Annotated in this window: 20 protein-coding genes; 14 read left to right on the top strand and 6 right to left on the bottom strand. The window is 71.7% G+C overall.

What is annotated here, in order from left to right; translation table 11 throughout:
* The first annotated feature begins 3 nt into the window (after nucleotides 1-3).
* The 4 genes from IEX42_RS01370 (at nucleotide 4) to IEX42_RS01385 (ending at nucleotide 3057) form a co-directional block, all read left to right on the top strand.
* Entirely contained in the window at nucleotides 4-690 is a 687-nt protein-coding gene (locus IEX42_RS01370) for a DUF3710 domain-containing protein (protein WP_188777560.1), read from the top strand.
* Nucleotides 683-1036, top strand: coding sequence for an OB-fold nucleic acid binding domain-containing protein (locus IEX42_RS01375; RefSeq protein WP_188777562.1), 354 nt, complete (start codon nucleotides 683-685; stop codon nucleotides 1034-1036). The genes IEX42_RS01370 and IEX42_RS01375 overlap by 8 nt, the downstream gene beginning before the upstream one ends.
* Nucleotides 1033-1788 carry a DUF3159 domain-containing protein gene (locus IEX42_RS01380; RefSeq protein ID WP_188777564.1) on the top strand — a complete coding sequence of 252 codons (756 nt, stop codon included), beginning with the start codon at nucleotides 1033-1035 and terminating at the stop codon, nucleotides 1786-1788. The genes IEX42_RS01375 and IEX42_RS01380 overlap by 4 nt, the downstream gene beginning before the upstream one ends.
* Before the next feature lie 78 nt (nucleotides 1789-1866).
* Nucleotides 1867-3057, top strand: coding sequence for a TerC family protein (locus IEX42_RS01385; protein WP_188777566.1), 1191 nt, complete (start codon nucleotides 1867-1869; stop codon nucleotides 3055-3057).
* 76 nt (nucleotides 3058-3133) lie between these two features.
* Here the strand turns inward: IEX42_RS01385 and IEX42_RS01390 are convergent, their stop codons facing one another.
* Both IEX42_RS01390 and IEX42_RS01395 read right to left on the bottom strand, forming a co-directional pair.
* A complete protein-coding gene (locus tag IEX42_RS01390; protein ID WP_188777568.1) occupies nucleotides 3134-3808 on the bottom strand; it encodes a potassium channel family protein in 675 nt (224 codons plus the stop codon).
* A 16-nt stretch (nucleotides 3809-3824) separates the two neighbouring features.
* Nucleotides 3825-4472, bottom strand: a complete 648-nt coding sequence (locus tag IEX42_RS01395; protein WP_373286196.1) for a potassium channel family protein — start codon at nucleotides 4470-4472, stop codon at nucleotides 3825-3827.
* 91 nt (nucleotides 4473-4563) lie between these two features.
* Here IEX42_RS01395 and IEX42_RS01400 point away from each other — a divergent pair, with 91 nt between their 5' ends.
* From IEX42_RS01400 to IEX42_RS01425, 6 genes are all read left to right on the top strand, one after another.
* Complete coding sequence (locus IEX42_RS01400; RefSeq protein WP_229660492.1) at nucleotides 4564-6588, top strand: APC family permease; 2025 nt, start codon at nucleotides 4564-4566, stop codon at nucleotides 6586-6588.
* The gene (locus IEX42_RS01405; protein ID WP_188777572.1) at nucleotides 6585-7703 is read left to right on the top strand and encodes a class I SAM-dependent RNA methyltransferase; all 1119 of its coding nucleotides are present in this window, start codon (nucleotides 6585-6587) and stop codon (nucleotides 7701-7703) included. Before IEX42_RS01400 ends, IEX42_RS01405 begins: the two co-directional genes overlap by 4 nt.
* Nucleotides 7704-7773: 70 nt before the next feature.
* Nucleotides 7774-8847: a FecCD family ABC transporter permease gene (locus tag IEX42_RS01410; RefSeq protein WP_229660493.1), complete on the top strand. Its 1074-nt coding sequence runs from the start codon at nucleotides 7774-7776 to the stop codon at nucleotides 8845-8847.
* The gene (locus IEX42_RS01415; protein ID WP_188777574.1) at nucleotides 8844-9917 is read left to right on the top strand and encodes a FecCD family ABC transporter permease; all 1074 of its coding nucleotides are present in this window, start codon (nucleotides 8844-8846) and stop codon (nucleotides 9915-9917) included. Before IEX42_RS01410 ends, IEX42_RS01415 begins: the two co-directional genes overlap by 4 nt.
* Complete coding sequence (locus IEX42_RS01420; RefSeq protein ID WP_188777576.1) at nucleotides 9917-10756, top strand: ABC transporter ATP-binding protein; 840 nt, start codon at nucleotides 9917-9919, stop codon at nucleotides 10754-10756. Before IEX42_RS01415 ends, IEX42_RS01420 begins: the two co-directional genes overlap by 1 nt.
* 71 nt (nucleotides 10757-10827) lie before the next feature.
* The gene (locus IEX42_RS01425; protein WP_229660494.1) at nucleotides 10828-11853 is read left to right on the top strand and encodes an iron-siderophore ABC transporter substrate-binding protein; all 1026 of its coding nucleotides are present in this window, start codon (nucleotides 10828-10830) and stop codon (nucleotides 11851-11853) included.
* Nucleotides 11854-11919: 66 nt separating this feature from the next.
* Here IEX42_RS01425 and IEX42_RS01430 read toward each other — a convergent pair whose 3' ends face one another.
* Nucleotides 11920-12600: an NADPH-dependent F420 reductase gene (locus IEX42_RS01430; protein WP_188777578.1), complete on the bottom strand. Its 681-nt coding sequence runs from the start codon at nucleotides 12598-12600 to the stop codon at nucleotides 11920-11922.
* Nucleotides 12601-12690: 90 nt separating this feature from the next.
* On the bottom strand, nucleotides 12691-13212 hold the full coding sequence (locus IEX42_RS01435) for a 23S rRNA (adenine(2058)-N(6))-methyltransferase Erm(C) (RefSeq protein ID WP_188777580.1): 522 nt from the start codon (nucleotides 13210-13212) through the stop codon (nucleotides 12691-12693).
* Nucleotides 13213-13558: 346 nt separating this feature from the next.
* Between IEX42_RS01435 and acnA the strand changes: the two genes are divergently transcribed.
* Both acnA and IEX42_RS01445 read left to right on the top strand, forming a co-directional pair.
* Nucleotides 13559-16282, top strand: a complete 2724-nt coding sequence (gene acnA / locus IEX42_RS01440) for an aconitate hydratase AcnA (RefSeq protein WP_188777582.1) — start codon at nucleotides 13559-13561, stop codon at nucleotides 16280-16282.
* 112 nt (nucleotides 16283-16394) lie between these two features.
* Nucleotides 16395-17135 carry a sulfite exporter TauE/SafE family protein gene (locus IEX42_RS01445; RefSeq protein WP_229660495.1) on the top strand — a complete coding sequence of 247 codons (741 nt, stop codon included), beginning with the start codon at nucleotides 16395-16397 and terminating at the stop codon, nucleotides 17133-17135.
* A gap of 176 nt (nucleotides 17136-17311) precedes the next feature.
* On the opposite strand, the gene IEX42_RS01450 is transcribed toward IEX42_RS01445, so the two are convergent.
* Nucleotides 17312-18532, bottom strand: a complete 1221-nt coding sequence (locus IEX42_RS01450; protein WP_188777584.1) for an alpha/beta fold hydrolase — start codon at nucleotides 18530-18532, stop codon at nucleotides 17312-17314.
* 92 nt (nucleotides 18533-18624) lie between these two features.
* Between IEX42_RS01450 and IEX42_RS01455 the strand changes: the two genes are divergently transcribed.
* Complete coding sequence (locus IEX42_RS01455) at nucleotides 18625-19167, top strand: DoxX family protein (RefSeq protein ID WP_188777586.1); 543 nt, start codon at nucleotides 18625-18627, stop codon at nucleotides 19165-19167.
* A 27-nt stretch (nucleotides 19168-19194) separates the two neighbouring features.
* The gene (locus IEX42_RS01460; protein ID WP_188777588.1) at nucleotides 19195-19497 is read left to right on the top strand and encodes a thiamine-binding protein; all 303 of its coding nucleotides are present in this window, start codon (nucleotides 19195-19197) and stop codon (nucleotides 19495-19497) included.
* Nucleotides 19498-19537: 40 nt separating this feature from the next.
* Here IEX42_RS01460 and IEX42_RS01465 read toward each other — a convergent pair whose 3' ends face one another.
* On the bottom strand, nucleotides 19538-20083 hold the full coding sequence (locus IEX42_RS01465; RefSeq protein ID WP_188777590.1) for an NUDIX hydrolase family protein: 546 nt from the start codon (nucleotides 20081-20083) through the stop codon (nucleotides 19538-19540).
* Nucleotides 20084-20089 lie beyond the last annotated feature (6 nt).

The following is a 20089-nucleotide window of genomic DNA, read 5'->3' on the forward strand; positions in this document are numbered from 1 at the left end:
CGCGTGAGGTTCCGCAGGAAGCCCACCGACCAGCCCGAGGGGACTGGGGCCGAGACGGGCACGGACGAGCCGACCGCCGACCCGGTCGAGGACGTCGTACCCGCGGGGCCGTGGGACGACGCGGAGGTCGACCTGCGCGACGACCCGGCGTTCGCCGACCACGTCGACCTCGGTGGGCTCCTGGTCGCCCCGCCGTTCGACGGCGCGGACCTGCGTCTGCAGATCGACGAGCAGAGCGGTGCCGTGCTCGCGGTCCTCGTGGCAGGGGAGGACGGCGCGCTCGAGCTGCGGGCCTTCTCGGCGTCGCGCAGCGACTCGCTGTGGCCCGAGGTGCGCGAGGCGATGCAGGAGGAGGCGCTGGCCCACGAGGGACAGGTCTCCGAGCGGACGGGGGCGTGGGGGACCGAGCTGCTGTGCCAGATGCCCGTCGAGCTGCCTGACGGGCAGAGCGGCATCCAGCCCTCGCGCGTCATCGGGGTCGAGAAGGGGCGCTGGCTGCTGCGGGCGACGCTCCTGGGCCGCCCCGCGCTGGAGCCGGAGGACGCCGCGCAGTGGGAGGACGCGATCCGCAGCACCGTCGTCCGCCGGGGGACCCAGGCCATGCCTCCCGGCGAGCCGATCCCGCTGGCGCTGCCCGCGGACCTCGAGGAGCAGCTGCGGCAGCAGGCCGAGGAAGCCGGCGATGGGTGAGCGGTCCCGGCTGCGGACCAGCCTCAGCAGGCTGGCCAGCCACGACCGGGAGGAGGCGCGCGAGCTGCGCAAGGAGTCGCGCGACTCCGGCGTGGTCTCGATCGCCGACGCCGTCGAGCGTGAGCGGGTCACCCTGCAGGGCAAGATCTCGACGGTGACCCTCCGCCCCCGTGGCGGGGTGCCCGCGCTGGAGGCGGAGCTGTACGACGGCTCGGACTCGCTCACGCTGGTCTTCCTCGGGCGTCGCCGGATCGCGGGCGTCGCGCCGGGTGTCGCGATGCGGGTCCAGGGTCGCTTCGGCACCGACAAGGTGATGTTCAACCCGCGCTACGAGCTGCGCCCATGACCGACGACGCACCCGGTGACCGGCCGGCGACGGATGCCGCCGGCGGCCCGGCGGCCCTCGCCGAGACGACCGTCGAGGCGGCGCTGCGCTCCCAGCTCTCCGAGGCGCTGGGCGGCGTGCGCGGGATGCTCGAGGCCGCGGTCCCGACGGCGCTGTTCACGCTCGTCTTCCTGGTCGGCAAGGACCTGCGCATCGCGCTGGCGGTGAGCGTGGTGGCGGCGGCGGTGCTGCTCGTCGTACGCCTCGTGCAGCACTCGGCGGTCCAGTTCGTCCTCAACGCGTTCGTGGGGATCGCGATCGGCGCCTTCTTCGCGTGGCGCTCGGCGCGCGGTGGGGGCGACGCCAACGACCAGGCCCTGGCGTACTTCCTCCCCGGTGTGCTCTACAACCTCGGCTACGCCGTCGTCATGGTGCTCAGCATCGCGCTGCGCTATCCGGTCGTCGGGTTCATCGTCGGCAGCGTCACCGCCTCGCGCGGCGAGGGCGACCCGATGGCCTGGCGGGGGGACCCGCAGGTGGTGCGGCTGTGCGGTCGGCTCACCTGGCTGCTGGCCGCTCCTTGCGTCGTCCGCGTGGTCGTCCAGGGTCCGCTCTACCTCGCCGGCCGCAGCGGGGCGCTCGATGCGGATGCGGCGATCGCGGCGCTCGGCGCGGCGAAGCTCGTGATGGGCTGGCCGCTCCAGGTCGCGGCCCTCGCCCTCATGGTGTGGCTGCTCTCGCGCAACGCGACCCCGGTCTCGGGAGAAACCTGAGGGTCTCGTTCGTTGGGCCCATGACAGCGCCCACCGCGCGAGCCCCCGACCCGACCACTGATCGAGGACCCACACCCGATGGACGTGCCCAGCTGGATCTGGACCCTGACCGCCGTAGGCATCGTCGGTCTGCTGCTCTTCGACTTCTTCTTCCACGTCCGCAAGGCGCACGTGCCGACGCTGCGCGAGGCGGCGGTGTGGTCGGCGCTGTACGTCGGCGTCGCTGTGCTGTTCGGCCTGGGCGTCCTCGTCTTCGGCGGAGGCACGGCGGGAGGGGAGTACTTCGCGGGCTACCTGACCGAGAAGGCGCTCAGCGTCGACAACCTGTTCGTCTTCCTCATCATCATGGGCTCGTTCCGGGTGCCGCGCGAGGACCAGCAGAAGGTGCTGCTCTTCGGCATCGTGTTCGCACTGGTCGCCCGGACCGCCTTCATCTTCGTCGGCGCCGGGCTGATCAACTCCTTCGCCTGGGTGTTCTACCTCTTCGGGCTGGTGCTGATCCTGACCGCCGGCAACATGCTGAAGTCGGAGTCCAGCGGCGAGGGCCACCAGGGCGAGAACATCATGGTCAGGCTGGCCCGCAAGGTCGTGCACACCTCCGAGGAGTACGACGGCGACAAGCTCTTCACGACCGTCGACGGCAAGCGGGTGCTGACCCCCATGCTGCTGGTGATGGTGGCGATCGGCGGCACCGACATCCTCTTCGCGCTGGACTCGATCCCGGCGATCTTCGGGCTGACGCAGAACACCTTCATCGTGTTCACGGCGACGGCGTTCTCGCTGCTGGGCCTGCGCCAGCTGTTCTTCCTCATCGAGGGTCTGCTCGACCGGCTGATCTACCTGTCGTACGGGCTGGCCGCGATCCTCGCCTTCATCGGCGTGAAGCTGGTCCTGCACGCCCTGCACGAGAACAACCTGCCCTTCGTCAACGGCGGCGAGCACGTCGACGTCGTCGAGATCAGCACCGGGCTGTCCCTGAGCGTCATCCTCGGCGTCCTCGTCGTCACCGTCGTCGCCTCGCTGGTCAGCAAGAAGGGCCGCGCGCAGACCGCGATCGGCAACGCGCGCCGCCACGCCACGGAGTACCTCGACCTGGGCTACACCGCCGACCTGGCCGAGCGGGAGCGGATCTACGCGAAGCTGGTCCAGGAGCGCGAGCAGATCGCGGCGCTGGAGGAGAAGTACCGGCCGCTGCTGCGCGACGAGCCCGAGCTCACCGCCATGATCGAGCGCTGCGAGGCCCAGCACGCCGAGCTCAGCACCCGCTGACCCGCGACGCGTCGCGTAGACGCGACGTCTCGCGGGGGTGTGCGGTGAGGCGTCGCGTACACGCGACGTCTCGCGGTCAGCGGTCCTTGTGCTCCTCGGGCGCGAGCAGCTCCTCGAGCTCGTCCTCGAGGTCGGTCGCGACGACCAGCAGCAGCTCGTCGCCGGCCTCGACCGGCTGCTCGGCGTCGGGGACGTAGACCTGTCCGTCGCGCAGGATCGTGACGAGCGAGCAGTTCTCGGGGAACGGGATCAGCCCGGCCGGCTTGCCGACGTACGGCGAGTCGGCCGGCAGCGTCATCTCGACGAGGTTCGCGTTGCCCTGGCGGAACGTGAACAGCCGCACCAGGTCGCCCACGCTCACCGCCTCCTCGACGAGGGCGGACATGATCCGCGGGGTGGAGACGTTGACGTCGACGCCCCAGGCCTCGGTGAACAGCCACTCGTTGTCCGGGTGGTTGACCCGGCCGACGGTCCGGGGGACCGCGAACTCGGTCTTGGCCAGGAGCGAGGTCACCAGGTTGGCCTTGTCGTCGCCTGTCGCGGCGATCACGACGTCGCAGCGGTCCAGGCTCGCCTCCTCGAGCGAGGACAGCTCGCACGAGTCCGCGAGCAGCCACTCGGCGTCGGGGACGCGCTCGGGCTTGATCGAGGCGGGGTTCTTGTCGATGAGCAGGACCTGGTGACCGTTGTCGATCAGCTCTCGCGCGATGGAGCGGCCGACGGCCCCGGCCCCGGCGATGGCGACCCTCATCGTCTTCCTCCGGTGGTCATTCCTTGTCCGGTCCCTTCTCCATCTCGGCGTACACCGCGGCCGCCGTCTCCTCGCGCATCACCAGGTGCAGCCGGTCGCCCTCCTGGATGACCATCTCGCGGGTGGAGAGGATGCCTTCCCCGAGCCTGTCGATCCAGGCGATCCGGGAGCCGGTCTGGGCCTGGAACAGCACGGTGCGCACGCCGACCCAGGCATCCGGCGCCGGGACCTGGTCGACGCGGATGGTGCCGGTCGGGTCGCGGAAGTCGGGCTCGGCGTCGACCGGCAGCAGCCGGCGCAGCACCTGGTCCGCGGTCCACTTGACCGTGGCCACCGTGGTGATCCCGAGCCGTTGGTAGACCTCCGCGCGGCCGGGGTCGTAGATCCGGGCGACGACGGAGGTCAGTCCGAACGTCTCCCGGGCGACCCGTGCGGCGATGATGTTCGAGTTGTCACCCGAGCTCACGGCGGCGAACGCGTCGGCGCGCTTGATGCCCGCCTCGGTGAGGACGTCCTGGTCGAACCCCATGCCCGTCACCTTGGTGCCGTTGAACAGCGGGCCGAGGCGGCGGAAGGCGTCCGGGTCGGAGTCGATGACGCTGACGGTGTGGTTGCGGTCCTCGAGACTGCGGGCCAACGTGGAGCCGACGCGGCCGCAACCCATGATGACGACGTGCACGCGCGGAACGTTACCGCCGTACCGGTGCCGGCGTCCGGTGCACTCTCGGGGCGGATGTGATCTAACGTTGCCGCCCGTGGGTGTCGGCGACGTCTCGAAGAGGATCCTGCTCGGGCGCAAGCTCCGCAGCTCCCAGCTCGGGGAGACCCTGCTGTCGAAGCGGATCGCCCTGCCGGTCTTCGCCAGCGACGCCCTGTCCTCGGTCGCCTACGCGCCCGACGAGGTCTTCATCATGCTCTCGATCGCGGGGGTCTCGGCCTACGCGTTCTCGTGGAAGATCGGGATCGCCGTCGCCGTCGTCATGCTGACGGTGGTGGCGTCGTACCGCCAGAACGTGCACGCCTACCCCTCGGGCGGTGGCGACTACGAGGTCGCCACGGTCAACCTCGGGCGCAAGGCGGGGCTGACGGTCGGGAGCGCCCTTCTGGTCGACTACGTCCTCACCGTGGCGGTGTCGGTCTCCTCCGGGGTGCAGAACATCTCCTCGGCACTGTCGTTCATGCAGGGCCACGAGACCGAGTACGCCGTCGGGCTCGTCGTCGTGCTCGCCGCGATGAACCTGCGGGGGGTGCGCGAGTCGGGGGCCTTCTTCGCCGTGCCGACGTACGGCTTCATGCTCGGCGTCCTCGGCATGGCGGCGTACGGCGCGATCCGCGCGTTCACCGGCGACCTCCCGCAGGCGGAGAGCGCGGACCTTCGGCTGGCGCCGGACCCGTCGTACGCCGGCAACCTCAGCCAGATCGCGCTGATCGTGCTCCTCGCCCGGGCGTTCTCCTCCGGCTGTGCGGCGCTGACCGGCGTCGAGGCGATCTCCAACGGCGTGCCCGCGTTCCGCAAGCCGAAGTCGAAGAACGCCGCGTCGACGCTGCTGCTGCTCGGCGCCATCGCGATCACGATGCTGCTGAGCATGATCATCCTGGCCCGCGAGATGGGCCTGAAGTACGTCGACCCCGCCGACATCGAGCGGCTCACCCGGGCCGACGGCTCGGCGCTGCCGGCCGGCTACGACCAGCCGACGGTGATCGCCCAGGTCTCGAAGGCGATCTTCGACGGCTTCCCTCCGGGCTTCTACTTCCTCGTGGCGATGACCGGGATCATCCTGATCCTGGCGGCGAACACCGCGTTCAACGGCTTCCCGGTGCTGGGCTCGATCCTCGCCCGCGACGGCTTCATGCCGCGCGCGCTGGCCTCCCGCGGCGACCGGCTCGCGTACAGCAACGGCATCTTGATCCTCGCCGGGTTCGCCGTGGTGCTGATCGTCGCCTTCCAGGCCGAGCCGACGCGTCTGATCCAGCTCTACATCGTCGGCGTCTTCGTCTCCTTCAACCTCTCCCAGCTCGGGATGATCCGGCACTGGACCCGCCACCTGAAGACCGAGAAGGACGCGAGCGAGCGGCGCCGGATGGTGCGCTCGCGGGTGATCAACACCTTCGGGCTGGCGATGACGTCGGTGGTGTTCGTGATCATCCTGGTCACGAAGTTCCTCGCCGGGGCCTGGATCGCGATCCTGGCGATGGTCGCCTTCTTCATCCTCATGACCCGCATCCGCGGTCACTACGACAAGGTCTCCGAGGAGCTCGTCGCCGGGGACGAGGACCAGCTGCTGCCCACCCGGGTGCACGCGCTCGTGCTGGTCTCCAAGCTGCACAAGCCGACGATGCGGGCGCTGGCCTTCGCCAAGGCGACCCGGCCGAACGTGCTCGAGGGGATCTTCGTCGACACCGATCCCGAGACCACCGACGCCCTGCTCAAGGAGTGGGACAAGCGCAACCTCGACGTGCCGCTGAAGGTCCTCTACTCGCCGTACCGCGAGATCATCCGGCCGATCGTCATGTACGCGACCAGCATCCGCGAGTCCAACCCGCGCGGCGTCGTCGCGGTCTACATCCCCGAGTACGTCGTCGGGCACTGGTGGGAGCAGCTGCTGCACAACCAGACCGCCCTGCGCCTCAAGGGCCGGCTGCTGTTCTCGCCGGGCGTCATGGTGATCTCGGTGCCGTACCAGCTGCGCTCCTCCGAGGCCGCCCTCGAGCGTCGCGTCGACGAGCTGGAGCGGGTGCGCGCGGGCGACGTGCGCCGTGGGCGCACGAGGCGTCGATGAGTCGAGGTCCCCGTCGCAACCGGCCGCGCTCGCGGCCGGCATCGTCTCGTCCCAGCCGTGCGGGGGAGCGCCACGAGGTGGTCTGCGGCCCGGTCGCCCACGGCGGGCACGTGGTGGCCCGCGCCGAGGACGGCGTGGTGCTGTTCGTGCGGCACGCCCTGCCCGACGAACGGGTCGTCGCGCTGGTGACCGAGGGTAGCGAGGGCGACCGCTTCCTGCGCGCCGACGCCGTGCAGGTCCTCGACGGCTCGGTCCACCGGGTGCCGCCGCCCTGCCCGTACGCCGGGCCCGACGCCTGCGGGGGGTGCGACTTCCAGCACGCGGACCCGGCGTACCAGCGCGAGCTGAAGACGACCGTCGTGCGCGAGCAGCTGCAGCGGCTCGCCGGCCTGGAGTCCGAGGTGGTCGTCGAGGAGGTCGACCCGCTGCTCGGCTGGCGCACGCGGATGCAGTACGTCGACGTGCCCGGCGGCGGGCAGGGGCTGCACAAGCACCGCTCCCACGACGTCGTCGAGGTCGAGACCTGCCTGATCGACGCGGGTCTGCCGGCCAGCGGCCACGAGCAGGTCGGCCCGCACGTGTTCGCCGTCGAGCCGGACGGCTTCTGGCAGCCGCACGTCGCCGCGCCGCAGGTGCTGGTCGACACGGTGCGCGAGATGGCGCGACCGCAGCCGGGGGAGAGTGCGCTCGACCTGTACGCAGGCGTCGGCCTGTTCGGCGCCTTCCTCGCCGACGACGTCGGCCCGGCCGGGTGGGTCACGGGTGTGGAGGGTGACGCGGCGGCGTCGGCCCACGCGGCGGAGAACACCCGCGCCGAGGCGGTCCACGCCGACGTGCAGCGCTGGCTGGAGGGACCCGACTCGCCCCGTCACGTCGACCTCGTCGTCCTGGACCCGCCGCGGACCGGCGCCAAGCAGCGCGTCGTCGAGGGCATCGTGGGGCGTACCCCTCGGGCGGTGGTGTACGTCGCCTGCGACCCCGCCGCCCTCGCCCGGGACGTCGCGCTGTTCGCCGAGCGTGGCTACGGGCTGGTCGCGCTGCGCGCGTTCGACCTGTTCCCGATGACGCACCACGTCGAGTGCGTCGCGCTGCTGGAGCACGTGACCGACCAGTAGCCGGCCGTGGTCGTCGTACGACGCGCTGTCCCGTAGCGTAGGAAAGGCTCACCTACCCTCGGAGGCGAACGTGTCGGCACCGGCCAGCCCGGCCCAGGCGACTGACCCGACCGACCCCGGTCAGGTTCCGGCGCTGCGCCGTGCCCCGCTGTCACGCAAGCTGCTGATGGCGCTGGTGCTGCTCGCGCTCCTGGTGCTCGCCTGCGCGGCCAGCCTGGCGATCGGCGTGCGCGAGGTGTCGCTGCCGACGGTGTGGGACGCCTTGTGGCACCCGGTGGCGGGCAACAACGACATCAGCGTGGTGCGCGAGCAGCGGGTGCCGCGGACCCTGGTCGGCGCCCTCGCCGGGGCAGCGCTCGCGGTCTCGGGCGCCCTGCTGCAGGGGCTGACCCGCAACCCGATCGCGGATCCCGGCCTGCTCGGCGTCAACGCGGGGTCCTCGCTCGCGGTGATCGTGGCGATCACCGTCTTCGGGCTGGGTGACCTCGACGCCTTCGTGTGGTTCGCGTACGCCGGGGCCGCGATCGCGGCCGCCCTGGTCTACGGCGTGGCGTCCACGGGCTGGGAGGGTGCGACCCCGGTACGTCTGGCGCTCGTCGGCGCCGCGGCGACGGCCATGATGACCTCGCTGATCACGCTGGTGCTGCTGACCAGCCGCGAGGCGCTGGAGCAGTACCGCTTCTGGTCCGTCGGGTCGCTCAACGCCCGCGGTGTCGGCACGGTGCTGCTCGTGCTCGCCCCGCTCGTCGTCGGCATGGTGGCGGCCCTCAGCGCGACCCGCTTCCTCAACGCCACCGCCCTCGGGGACGACCTGGCCCGCGGGCTGGGGCAGAACATCGCTGTCGGCCGCACGCTCGTGATCGTCGGGGCGGTGCTCCTGGCCGGCTCCGCCACGGCGCTGGCCGGGCCGGTGGCGTTCGTCGGGCTGATGGTCCCGCACGCGGTGCGAGCCCTGATCGGCCCGGACTACCGCTGGGTCGTGCCGCTCTCGGCGCTCGGTGGCCCGGTGCTGCTGCTGCTCGCCGACGTCGTCGGCCGGGTGCTCGTACGACCCAGCGAACTCGAGGCGGGCATCGTCGTCGCGGTCCTCGGCGCGCCTGCGCTCATCGCGCTCGTCCGCCGCTCGAAGGCGGTGTCGATGTGACGACGACCGACGAGCGCGCGGTGCGCGCCGAGCACGACCGCGAGGCGGCCCTCGCGACCCTGGCCGTCGTACGACGCAAGCGCCTCTCGCGCCGCCTGGTCGTGACGATCGGGCTCGTGGTGGTCGCGGTCGCCGCCTGCCTGGCCGCACTGTCGGTCGGTGACCTGACGGTCAGCCCGCTGCAGGTGCTGCTCACCCTGACCGGTGGCGGTGACGACGTGAGCCGGCTGGTGCTCCTGGAGTTCCGGCTGCCGCGGTTGGCGGTGGACCTCTCGGTCGGTGTCGCCTTCGGCCTCGCCGGGGCGATGTTCCAGAGCGTGCTGCGCAACCCGCTGGCCAGTCCGGACATCATCGGGGTCTCGCAGGGGGCGAGCGTCGGCGCGGTGGCGGTGCTGCTGGTGGCGGGCGTCTCCGGGCCGCTCGTGCCCGTGGGTGCGCTGGTCGGAGCGGCGGCGGTCGCCGGGCTCAACCTGGCGCTCGCGTGGCGCGGCGGCGTCTCCGGCTACCGCTTCGTCCTGTGCGGGATCGCCCTCGCCTTCGTGGCGAGCAGCATCCTCAACTACTTCCTCACGCGTACCGACTCCCGCGCCGCCCAGGGCGCACTGACCTGGATCGCCGGGTCCACGATCTCGGCGACGTACGCCGACTTCTGGCCGGTGCTGGTCGTGGTCGTCGTCCTGCTGCCGGCCGTGCTCTGGCTGGACCGTCGCCTCGGCCTGCTGGAGATGGGCGACCAGACGGCGGAGGCGCTGGGGGTGTCCGCGCTGCGCACCCGGCTGGTCGCCGTGCTCTGCGGCGTCGTGCTCGCCGCCGTGGCGACCGCGGCCGCCGGGCCGGTCGCCTTCGTCGCGCTGATCTCGGGCCCGGTCGCCCGCCGCCTGGCCGGCGACGGGCACCCGGCCCTGCCGCAGGCGGCGCTGGTCGGGATGAGCCTGATGGCGCTGGCCGACCTGGCCGCGCAGTACGTCCTGCCCGACGCCCAGGTGCCGGTGGGCATCGTCACCGGGATCATCGGAGGTCCCTACCTGGTCTGGCTGCTGGCCACCGGGTCGCGAAGGAGGAGTGCCTGATGAGTGCGACCGACACCGTCGCCGCGCGCGACGGGGCCGAGGTCCCGTCCTTGGTCGCCCACGGGGTGAGCCTGGCGTACGACAAGCAGCGCATCGTCCACGAGCTCGACCTCGACATCGAGCCGGGGCAGGTCACCGTCATCGTCGGCGGCAACGGCTGCGGCAAGTCGACGCTCCTCAAGGGCCTCGGCCGGCTGCTGCGGCCCGACGGCGGCCGGGTCGAGCTGGGGGAGCAGGACATCACGACGATGTCGTCGCGTGCGGTCGCGGTGCTGCTCGGGCTGCTCCCGCAGTCCCCGATCGCCCCCGAGGGGATCACCGTCGGCGACCTCGTGGCGCGCGGGCGCTACCCGCACCAGGGGATGTTCACCCGCCACAGCAGCACCGACGACCAGATCGTCGCCCAGGCGCTCGCGGACACCGGGACCGCCGACCTCGCGGATCGTCGTGTCGAGGAGCTCTCGGGCGGTCAGCGGCAGCGCGTCTGGATCGCGATGGCACTGGCCCAGCAGCCCAAGGTGCTGCTGCTCGACGAGCCGACGACGTACCTCGACGTGTGCCACCAGGTCGAGCTCCTCGACCTGCTCGCCGACCTGAACCAGCGCACCGGGACGACGGTCGTGATGGTCCTGCACGACCTCAACCTCGCCGCGAGGTACGCCGACCGTCTCGTCGTCATGCGCCAGGGGCGGCTCCTGTGCCAGGGCACGCCGCGCGACGTGCTCACGCCCGCGACGTTGCAGGAGGCGTTCGGGCTGGAGGCGCTCGTCGTCGACGACCCCGTCACGGGGGACCCGATGATGGTGCCGGTCTCGTCCCGGCGCCGCCCCCGGTCCTGAGCGCCGCGAGTTGGGTTAGGCTTGCCTTAGTCATGGCCGACCGGCCGCCCCGACCGACCAGGAGAGACCCGGTGTCCCTCAGCTCCTCCCCCCGCCGTGGCCCCGTGCGCGGCCTCCTCGCACTGCTGGCAGCCGTCGCCATGCTCGCCCTGGTCGCCTGCGGCTCCGGCGGGTCCGACTCCGACGCCGCCGGCTCCGGCAGCAGCGACGGCGTGACGATCAAGCACGCCTTCGGGACCACGACCGTGAAGAAGACCGACCGCATCGTCACCTGGGGCTGGGGCTCGGACGACGCGACGCTCGCCCTGGGGGAGACGCCGGTGGCGATCCCCAAGCAGGAGTACGGCGCGAACGCCGAGGGCCTGATGCCGTGGACGGCCGAGAAGCTGAAGGCCGAGGGCGCCTCGACCCCGGCGCTGCTCACCAACGGTGACGAGCCGCCGTACGACCAGATCATCAAGGCCAAGCCCGACGTCATCCTCGCCACCTACTCCGGCATCACCAAGGACCAGTACGACAAGCTGTCCGCGATCGCGCCGACCGTGGCGTACCCGGGCAAGCCGTGGTCGACGCCGTGGCGCGAGGTCATCGAGACCACGGGCAAGGTGCTGGGCAAGGAGAAGCAGGCCGACGAGGTCATCGCCGGGATCCAGAAGACCGTGCAGCAGGCCGCCGACGCGCACCCCGAGTTCCAGGGCAGGTCCATCGCCGCCGTGGCGACCGACCCGAACGGCACGAACTACGTCTACACGCCCGACGACCCGCGCGTGGAGTTCCTCGAGGACCTCGGCTTCACCTCCGCCCCGGCGGTGAAGAGCCTCTACAACGGCGACATCAGCTTCTACTACACGCTCAGCTCGGAGAAGCTGGACGCGTTGAAGTCCGACGTGCTCCTGGAGTACCTCGAGGACGCCAAGACCGAGCAGACGTTCAACGCCTCGCCCGGCGTGAGGACGATGCAGCAGGTCAAGGACGGAGCCGTCGCCAAGGTGGTCGGGCCCAGCGTGATCTCGTCGGTCTCCCCGCCGACCGCGCTGTCGCTGGACTACAGCCTCGACACCTACGTCGACGCGCTGGCCAAGGCGGTCAAGCAGTAGTCTCGCGATCGCGTTGATCGACGCCGCCCGTCCAGCCGGACGGGCGGCGTCGCCGCGTCCGGACGGTCAGCGCCCCTGGCGGACGGACTCCTCGAGCAGGCCGGCGAGGCCGGCGCGGTCGTTGACCCGCGGGCGGGAGAAGTCGCCGTCGACCGTGTACGCAGCGGCGTACGCCGGCCGGTCGCGCTCGAAGCGCCAGCTGTCGGCCAGCGCGCCGGTGTCGAAGGTGTCGTAGCCCAGCGCGTCGATCACGCCCGCCGCCTCCGTCTTGGCCTGCTCGTCGTCGCCCGCGATGAGCAGCGTGTTGCGGTCATCCGCGCCGCTCGGGCGGGCCATCGACGCGAGGTGCTCGAAGTAGATGTTGTTGAACGCCTTCACCACACGAGCCCTCGGCAGGTGCGCGGCGACCAGCTCGCTGGTCGTGGTGGCGTTCTCGTCGAGCGCAGGGACGGCGCCGTCGCGGTCGGGGTAGTAGTTGATGGTGTCCAGGACCAGCTTGCCGGCCAGCGGCTCGACCGGGACGTCCTCGAGCGCCTTGAGCGGCACCGTCGTGACGACCAGGTCACCGGCCGCGGCGGCCTCCTCGCGCGTCGCGGCCCGAGCGCGCGGGCCGAGGGACTCCACGAGGTCGGCGAGCGTGTCGGGCCCGCGCGAGTTGCTCATCACCACGTCGTAGCCGGCGTCGACCGCCAGCCTCGCGAGGGTGCTTCCGATGTTCCCGCTGCCGATGAAACCGATGGTCGTCATGGTGGTCCCAGCCGCCCGAGCCTCGCGGGCATTCCCGAGCTCGACGGTCGGCTCGGCGGCGCGCGGCCGGCACCCGGCGGACGACGTGGCTCAGCGGTGACGCACCTCCAGCACCGCCGAGTCCACTCGCGGCATCGGCCTGAACGCGCGCCTCGGCACGGGCAGACCGACGGCTGCGTCGTACCTCCTCGTGCCTCTGCCCGGCGGGAGCCGCGTCGCCAGCCGCCGGGCTGCGCCGTGTTCGAGGACCAGGTCCGCCGAGAGCAGGCGGTCGGTGCCGAGCAGGCGCCGCACCAGCGCGCTCGTCAGCAAGTACGGCGGTGCGGCGACGACGCGGAACGGGCGTCGCGGCAGCCGCAGGTCTCGGAGGTCCGTCTCCAGCACGGTGAGGTCCGCACCGAACCGGCGGCGCAGCCGGTCGGCCCGACCTGGGTGCCTCTCCACCGCGAGCACGCGCGCGCCGGAGTCCAGCAGCGGTCGGGTCAGCGCGCCGGTGCCGGCGCCGACGTCGAGGACGAGGTCACCGGGACCGACGGGGGAGGCGGCCACCACGCGGGCGGCCCACTCGCCGCTCAGCGCGTGCCACCCCCACTCCCGCCGCGAGCCGGGCACGACGGACCATCACGGTGACTGTGTGCATGGGGAGGACCGTGCCAGCCGGTCACCCTCCGCGCACCCGAGTTTCTCGTCGGGTCGGGCCCGGTGCCGCTGCGAGTCGCCAGCTCCGCCCGGTGACGGGCGAGTCGACCGGCAGAAGGCACCACTCGAGCCGGTACTACGCACCACTCGCCCCGCAGGGGGCACGGCTCGGTGGGGGTGCGTGCTACCGTTATCTTGATATCAAGATAAACGCGAAGGTTAGGTCTGCCTTTCTTACGGTCGGCGGTGCGCCGCGGGCAGGATGGGGAACCGGACCGGATCGCACCACACGCTGCACCACAGGAACGAGGAGACGCAGATGGCGAGCAAGGACAGCTTCGGAGCCAAGAGCACCCTGGAGGTGGACGGCAAGGGGTACGAGATGTTCCGCCTCGACGCCGTCGCGGGCGACGGGCTGGACGTCGCGTCGCTGCCGTACTCGCTGAAGGTGCTGCTGGAGAACCTCCTGCGCACCGAGGACGGCGAGAACATCACCGCCGACGACATCAAGGCGCTGGCCGGCTGGGACGCCGACGCGGACCCCGACAAGGAGATCCAGTTCACCCCGGCGCGCGTGATCATGCAGGACTTCACCGGCGTGCCGTGCATCGTCGACCTCGCGACCATGCGCGAGGCGATGAGCGACCTCGGTGGCGACCCGGAGAAGATCAACCCGCTCGCCCCGGCCGAGATGGTCATCGACCACTCCGTCATCGCCGACGTCTTCGGCACCCCGGAGGCCTTCGAGCGCAACGTCGAGATCGAGTACGAGCGCAACAAGGAGCGCTACCAGTTCCTGCGCTGGGGCCAGGGTGCCTTCTCCGACTTCAAGGTCGTCCCGCCCGGCACCGGCATCGTGCACCAGGTCAACATCGAGCACCTCGCCCGCGTCGCATTCACCAGGGAGGTCGACGGCGAGACGCAGGTCTACCCCGACACCCTCGTCGGCACCGACTCCCACACCACGATGGTCAACGGCATCGGGGTGCTCGGCTGGGGCGTCGGCGGCATCGAGGCGGAGGCCGCGATGCTCGGTCAGCCGGTGTCGATGCTCATCCCGCGCGTGGTCGGCTTCAAGCTCTCCGGCGCGCTCCCCGAGGGCTCGACCGCCACCGACCTGGTGCTGACCATCACCGAGATGCTCCGCGAGCACGGCGTCGTCGGCAAGTTCGTCGAGTTCCACGGCGAGGGCGTCTCCGCGCTGCCGCTGGCCAACCGCGCCACGATCGGCAACATGAGCCCGGAGTTCGGCTCGACGGCGGCGATCTTCCCGGTCGACGAGGAGACCATCAAGTACCTCGCCCTGACCGGACGCGACGAGGAGCAGCTGCACCTCGTGGAGGCGTACGCCAAGGAGCAGGGCCTCTGGCACGACACCACCGTCGAGGGGTACGTCGAGCCGCGGTTCTCCGAGTCGCTCGAGCTCGACCTCGCCGACGTCGTCCCGTCGCTGGCCGGCCCGAAGCGCCCGCAGGACCGCATCTCCCTGTCCGACGCGGCGCAGACGTTCGACACGGCCGTGCAGGACTACGCCGAGGACGCCTCGGCCACCACCGACGTCACGCTGTCGGACGGGACGTCGTTCACGCTCGAGAACGGCGCGGTCACCATCGCCGCCATCACCTCGTGCACCAACACGTCCAACCCGTCGGTGATGATCGGCGCGGCGCTGCTGGCGAAGAACGCCGTCGAGAAGGGGCTCACGCGCAAGCCGTGGGTCAAGACGTCGCTGGCCCCCGGCTCGAAGGTGGTCTCCGACTACTACGAGCGGGCGGGGCTCACCCCGTACCTCGACAAGCTCGGGTTCAACCTCGTCGGCTACGGCTGCACCACCTGCATCGGCAACTCCGGCCCGCTCATCCCCGAGGTCAGCCAGGCCGTCCAGGAGTCCGACCTCGCCGTCGTCTCGGTGCTCTCGGGCAACCGGAACTTCGAGGGTCGGATCAACCCCGACGTGAAGATGAACTACCTCGCCTCGCCGCCGCTGGTGGTCGCGTACGCGCTGGCCGGGTCGATGAAGGTCGACCTGCTCAACGACCCGCTGGGGCAGGACGAGGACGGCAACGACGTCTTCATGCGTGACATCTGGCCGTCGGCCTCGGACATCGAGGAGGTCGTGGCCTCGGCCATCGACACCGAGATGTTCACCGACGAGTACGCCTCGGTCTTCGCCGGCGACGAGCGCTGGAAGTCCCTCGACACCCCGGAGGGCAAGACGTTCGCGTGGGACGAGGACTCGACGTACGTCCGCAAGCCGACGTACTTCGACGGGATGCCGGCCGAGCCGGAGCCCGTCACCGACGTCGAGGGCGCGCGGATCCTGCTCAAGCTGGGCGACTCGGTCACCACGGACCACATCAGCCCGGCCGGTGCGATCAAGAAGGACGCGCCCGCCGGCCGGTACCTCGCCGAGCAGGGTGTCGAGCAGCGCGACTTCAACTCGTACGGCTCGCGCCGCGGCAACCACGAGGTGATGATCCGCGGGACCTTCGCCAACATCCGGCTGCGCAACCAGATCGCCCCGGGCACCGAGGGCGGGTTCACCCGCGACTTCACCGACGGTGGTGAGGTGACCTCGGTCTTCGAGGCCTCCGAGCACTACATCGAGCAGGGCATCCCGCTCGTCGTGCTGGCCGGCAAGGAGTACGGCTCCGGGTCCTCGCGCGACTGGGCCGCCAAGGGCACCGCGCTGCTCGGGGTCAAGGTCGTCATCGCCGAGTCGTACGAGCGCATCCACCGCTCGAACCTGATCGGCATGGGCGTCCTGCCCCTGCAGTTCCCCGCCGGGAAGACCGCCGAGGACCTCGGGCTCAAGGGCGAGGAGGTGCTCAGCGTCAGTGGCATCACCGCGCTCAACGACGGCGCGATCCCCTCGACGGTGACCGTGAAGGTCGAGCCGGCGCCGGGCAGCGACGAGTCCCACGGCGAGACCAGCGAGTTCGAGGCCACGGTGCGCATCGACACGCCGGGTGAGGCGTCGTACTACCGCAACGGCGGGATCCTGCAGTTCGTGCTGCGGAATCTGCTCGCGCAGTCGGCCTGAGCGAAGCGAAGGACGACGTCGTGCGAACAGATCGAGCCGGAGCACGTCGGGCACGCGTCAGCGGGCCCGACGTGAGCCGTGTCGAGATCTAGCCGTCTGACGCGCGTTGTCGGTGGCCGGGGTCGACCTCGTGGTCGACCCCGGCCTCTTCGCGTTCCTGTGCGCCGTCGTCCTGCTCGGCGCCCTGCTCCAGGGCGTCGTGGGGCTGGGGATCGGCCTGCTCGGCTCGCCGGTGCTGACCCTGGTGCGACCGGACCTGATGCCCGGCTCGATGCTGGTCCTGGCCCTGCTGCTGCCCTTCCTCACGCTGGTCCGTGAGCACGACGGGGTCGACTGGCGCGGTCTCGGCTGGGCGCTGCCGCCGCGCGTGGTCGGCACCGCCGCGGGCGTGGCCGTCGTGAGCGCGCTCGACGACCGGTTGATCGGGCTGGTGGTGGGCGCGTTCGTCCTCGGCGCGGTGCTGGTGACCTGGCGCGCCGTCCACATACCGATCACCCGGGGCGCCCTCGTCTCGGCCGGTCTGGTCTCGGGCCTCACCGGGACGACGTCCTCCATCGGCGGCCCGCCGCTGGCGCTGCTCTACCAGCGTCGCCCGCCCGAGGAGTCGCGCCCGACGATCGCGATCTACTTCGTCGTCGGCTCGGCGCTGAGCATCGCCGGGCTGCTGCTCGCCGGCGAGATGACGTGGGAGGAGGTGCGCCTCTCGCTCTCGCTGCTGCCCGCCATGGCCGTCGGCGTCGTCCTCGCCGTGCTCCTGCGCGGCCGCGTCCCCCAGGCCCGCGTGCGCGGCGTGATGCTCGTCGTCTGCGCCGCCTCGGCGCTGGTGCTGATCCTGCGGTCGCTGCTGGGCTGAGGGCGCGGGGGGTCTCGACGTCCTCGTTCGCTGCGCTCACGTCGGGCTCGACCACCCGCAGCGCTTCGGGTGGTCGAGCAGCGAGCGCCAGCGAGCGCGTCGAGACCCGGTGACGGGGACGCCGGTCATCGACTATGTCGAGACCCGACGAGCCGTTGACGGCTCGTCGCAGCAGGTCAGCGGGGCGGCACCATCGAGAAGAGCCGGTCGAGGATCTCGGGGCCACTGGTGCGCAGCCCGTCGTGCTCGTGGTCGGGGGTCACCCAGGCCTCGACCCCCGGCACCTCGGCGAGGGTGCGCTCGGACAGCCCGCGGTCGACGTACGCGTCGTGGGCGTAGACCGCAGCGGCCCCCGGCACGTCATTGCTCCCCAGCACGCCCTCGTCGTACAGCCGGGGCCAGTGCCGCTGCGCGAGCAGCTCCGCCGTCTCGGCGTACAGCGCGAGCGACGCGTCGTCGGCGTACGTCGCCGGGAACAGGTGCTCGCCGAAGAACAGCGTCGGGTCCTCCATCTCGCCGGGCAGGGTGCGCCGGGCCGCCCAGTCGGTGACCGTGCCGTCGGCGTAGCAGGCCTCCTGCAGCAGCGCGTACAGCGGGCTGCTGCCGCTGAACGACATCGCGTCGCGCAGCCCGAGCCGGAAGCCGGGGGAGCGCGGGTCGCGCTCGAGCAGCGCGTGCAGGTCCCAGGTGCCGTAGCTCATCCCGAGCGGGTGCCCGACCTGGCGCAGGCGCAGCGGCGTGACCGGCTCGCCGTCGGGCAGCAGCAGTGACCCCTCGGCCGCGAGGTCGAGCAGGTGCCGGAAGCGGGGCAGGTCCTCGGGGTAGCGCTCCCAGTGCGCCCGGCTGCGGGCCGCCATCGTGGCGTACGTCCGCGGGTAGACCGCGTCGGGCCCGGCACCGACCGGCGGCACGCCGCCGGTGAGGTACGCCGCAGCCAGTGCGCCCGGCGCCCGGGACAGGTAGGTCATCGTGCAGAACCCGCCGAACGACTGTCCCAGCAGGCTCCAGCGCTCGATCCCGAGAGCCTCGCGCAGCAGCTCGGCGTCGGCCACGATCGAGTCGGCGCGGAACAGCGCCAGGTGGTCGGCCTGCTGCTGCGGCGCCATCGTCTCGAGGTCGACCAGGGGAGCCGAGCGCCCGGTGCCCCGCTGGTCGAGCAGGAGGACGCGGAAGTCCTGCAGCGCGCGGCCCAGCCAGCTCGGCGAGAGCGGGCTCAGGTGGGGCCGAGGCGGCTCGCCGCCGGGACCGCCCTGCAGGAAGACGAGGGAGGGACGCCGCTCGCCACCCGGAGCGACCAGCTCCCGGGCGAACAGCGGCACCGTCGGCCCGTCCGGTCGTCCGTGGTCCAGCGGGACCTCGATCTCGTGCTCGATGACCTGGGGTACGTCCTCACTCACCGGGTCACCCTCCCACCACCGCGGCAGCGCGCCCTCAGGGGCACCGCGCGGACCGCGCGCACGGGCGTGGGCACGGTGGCTAGCGTCGTTCCATGAGCACCGTCTCCCGCGACCGCACCGCGGACACTCCTCCCCGCACCGGCGCCGTGCAGTCCGACATCGGGCTGCTGCTCCTGCGGCTCGTCCTCGCGACCTCGTTCGTCGGCCACGGCGCGCAGAAGGTGTTCGGTGCGTTCGACGGCAGCGGTATCCACGGCTTCGCCCAGGGCACGCTCGCCGGCTACGGCTTTCGCTTCCCCGAGGTGCTCGCGTGGATCACGGGCCTGACCGAGCTGCTCGGCGGCCTCGCGGTCGCCGTCGGCGTTTTCACGCCGCTGGCGGCGACAGGGCTGATGGCGGTCATGATCAACACGGTGCTGCTGAAGTTCCACAACGGCTTCTTCTTCCAGCTGCCCGGCGGCTTCGAGGTGGACTTCCTGCTCGCCGGTCTGGCCGCGGGTCTGGTGCTCGCCGGCCCCGGGCGGCTGGCCCTGGACTCGGTCGGCGTGCTGCACCGCGTGCTGGCCCGGCGCTGGGCGTTCCTCGTGCTCGGCGTCGTCGCCGGACTGGCGTTCTACTTCCTGCTGCGCACCTGAGCCGGACCAGCCTGGCAGGCTGGCCCCATGATCGTGGCGTTCAGCATCAGTCCCTCCGGCGGCGACGAGACCGGCGGGGTGAGCGAGGCGGTGGCGGCCGCCGTACGCGTGGTCCGCGCCAGCGGCCTGCCCACCGAGACCAACGCGATGTTCACCAACATCGAGGGGGAGTGGGACGAGGTGATGGCGGTCGTCAAGCAGGCGGTGGACGCCGTGGCCGCGGTCTCACCGCGGGTGTCGCTGGTGCTCAAGGCCGACATCCGTCCCGGCTACGACGGCCAGCTCACCGCGAAGGTGGCACGCATCGAGGAGCACCTGCGCGGGTCGTGAGCCCCACGGGGGGCCATGACCTCACCTCAGGCGCACGACCTCAGGCCGGGAGTGCGCCCAGGTGCGCGAGCGCCTCGCGCAGCAGCGACCCTCGACCGCCCTCGAGCTCGTCGAGGACGCCCGGGTCGGCGGCCTCCTCGGGTGTCATCCAGGTCAGCTCGAGCGCGTCCTGGCGCGGCTCGCACTCGCCGGTGACGGGGACGACGTACGCCAGGGCGACGGCGTGCTGCCGCGTGTCGTGCAGCGGGGTCAGACCCGGCAGCGGGAAGAACTCCGCCACCGTGAACGGCACCGTGCTCAGCGGCAGCCGTGGGAACGCCGCAGGCCCCAGGTCCTTCTCGAGGTTGCGCATGAGAGCGTCGCGCAGCGACTCGCCGTGCATGACGCGGCCGGAGACGAAGCAGCGCGTCATCTGCCCCGTCGAGGAGCCGCGGAGCAGGATGCCGATGTGCTCCACCCGGCCGCTCGCGTCGACGCGCACCGGGATCGCCTCGACGTAGAGGATCGGCACCCGCGACCGCGTCTCGTCCAGCGCCAGCTCGGAGAGCCAGCCGGGGTTCGGGTCGGGCGTGCGCACGGACGACATGACCCC

It is taken from the genome of Marmoricola endophyticus, assembly GCF_014644415.1.
In the GTDB taxonomy this organism is placed as follows: domain Bacteria; phylum Actinomycetota; class Actinomycetes; order Propionibacteriales; family Nocardioidaceae; genus Marmoricola; species Marmoricola endophyticus.